The sequence below is a fragment of the Melaminivora alkalimesophila genome (assembly GCF_000282995.1).
GTDB lineage: Bacteria > Pseudomonadota > Gammaproteobacteria > Burkholderiales > Burkholderiaceae_C > Melaminivora > Melaminivora alkalimesophila.
This window is the reverse complement of the sequence record NZ_ALEE01000523.1, coordinates 1-1,996: the sequence shown is the minus strand read 5'-3', so window position 1 is coordinate 1,996 and position 1,996 is coordinate 1. Positions and strand designations below refer to the sequence as shown.

The 1,996-nt window shown below is 72.3% G+C and carries 2 protein-coding genes and 1 pseudogene; 1 reads left to right on the top strand and 2 read right to left on the bottom strand.

The window, feature by feature from the left end; genetic code table 11:
- Window positions 1–946: metallopeptidase TldD-related protein (locus A612_RS10190; protein WP_019374390.1), on the top strand; the 946-nt coding region annotated here is incomplete at its 5' end.
- A 14-nt stretch (window positions 947–960) separates the two neighbouring features.
- Here A612_RS10190 and A612_RS10185 read toward each other — a convergent pair.
- Entirely contained in the window at window positions 961–1,887 is a 927-nt protein-coding gene (locus A612_RS10185) for a thiamine phosphate synthase (protein WP_040436576.1), read from the bottom strand.
- Window positions 1,884–1,996: pseudogene (locus tag A612_RS17940) on the bottom strand (thiazole synthase); the annotation flags it as partial. The gene A612_RS10185 and the pseudogene A612_RS17940, both read right to left, overlap by 4 nt.

Below are 1,996 nucleotides of genomic sequence, written 5' to 3'. Positions count from 1 at the left end.
GTGCGAGGCGGCCGCCTTTGCCACGCACCGGCGCATCACCAACAGCGAGGGCGCCGGCGTCTCGGCCCAGCAGAGCCACTTCTTCAGCGCCCACACCCGCGGCTTTCGTGGCGGCTACGCCAGCTCGCGCCACAGCATCTCGGTGGCGCCGATCGCCTCGCTGCCCGGGCGCAGCGGCGAGATGCAGCGCGACTCCTGGTACAGCTCGATGCGCAACGCCCAGGCGCTTGCCTCGCCCGAGGCGGTGGGCCGCTACGCCGCCGAGCGCGCACTGTCGCGCCTGGGCAGCCGCAAGATCAGCACGCGCGAATGTCCGGTGCTGTTCGAGTCGCCGCTGGCAGCCGGCCTGCTGGGTGCCTACGTGCAGGCGACCAGCGGCGGGGCGCTGTACCGGCGCAGCAGCTTCCTGCTCGAGTCGCTGGGCACGCAGGTTTTCCCCGACCACATCGACATCGAGGAAGACCCGTTCATCATCGGCGGCAAGGGCAGCTCGCCCTTCGACCAGGAGGGTGTGCGCGTGGCGCCGCGGCGGGTGGTGGACGGCGGGCGGGTGGAGGGCTACTTCCTGTCCACCTATTCGGCGCGCAAGCTGGGCATGAAGACCACCGGCAACTCGGGCGGCTCGCACAACCTGGCGCTGACTTCGCGCCGCACCCGCCCGCAGGACGACCTGCAGGCCATGCTGCAAAAGCTCGGCACCGGCCTGTTCGTCATCGAGCTGATGGGCCAGGGCGTGAACTACGTGACGGGCGACTACTCGCGCGGCGCGAGCGGCTTCTGGGTGGAGAATGGCCAGATCGCCTACCCGGTGCACGAGATCACCATCGCCGGCAACCTGCGCCAGATGTTCCAGGGCATCGAGGCGGTGGGCGCGGACGCCTACACCTACGGCGCCAAGACAGTCGGCTCGGTGCTCGTCAACCGGATGAAGGTCGCGGGCAGCTGAGCCGGAGGCCGCTTTCAGGCGGCCGGTGGCGCCGCCTCGGCCATGGCTTGCAGGAGCCGGTCGGCCGCGGCGTGCGGATCGCCAGCGGCGACGAGCGCGCGCACCACGGCGATCGAGCCGACACCGGTGGCCAGCACTGCGGGAAACTGCTCCAGGCCGATGCCGCCGATGGCCACCAGCGGGTAGCTGCGCGCCAACCGTGCATAGGCCGCCAGCCGCGCCAGGCCCTGGGGGGCCGTTGCCATCTTCTTCAGCGTAGTGGGGAACACCGCCCCGAGCGCCAGGTAGCTGGGGCGCACCTGACTTGCGCGCACCATCTCGGCGTAGCCGTGCGTGCTCACGCCCAGCCGCAGGCCCGAATCGCGCAGCCGCTCGCGCTCTTGCGGCGCGAGCGCATCGAGGTCTTCCTGCCCCAGGTGGACGCCGTAGGCGCCTGCCGCCAGTGCTTCTTGCCAATGGTCGTTGATGAACAGCCGTGCGCCCGTGCCCGCGACCGCCTCGACGGCCGCGCGCACCTCGCGCGCGATCGCGCCGGGGTCGTCGGACTTGAAGCGCAGCTGCACCGTCGGCACGCCGCTGCGCGCCATGCGCGCGACCCATCCGGCGTCCGGCAGCACGGCATACAGCCCGAGCGCTTTCGGGCAGGGCGCGAAGGCCGCGCCGCCAGAGCGCTCGGCCAGGCCGAAATCGCGCGGGTCGTCGGGCCAGTGGCCGGCGTCGAAACCACCGGTGCGCTGCGCCTGGACCGCCCAGGCGCGGGCGATGCATTCGGCGTCCGAGGCGATGAAGCCCAGCGTCGCTGCAGCCTCCAGCGCCGCCCGGTAGACCGGGTCGTCCCCCGTGGGTGCGGGCGGCGGGACCGGCTCGAAGCCTGTGAAGGTGGCTGCATGCTGCGCCAGGATGGCCTGCACGCACGCTGCGTGGTTCTGGGGGGCGCTCATGGCTGCACGTGGTGCCAAAAGGGCGTGCCCAGCACCGGCGTGCTGGCTTGCGCGGTCGACTGGGGCTGCATGGCACCGGCCAGGCGCGCGGCGCGGCCGGCGGCCACGG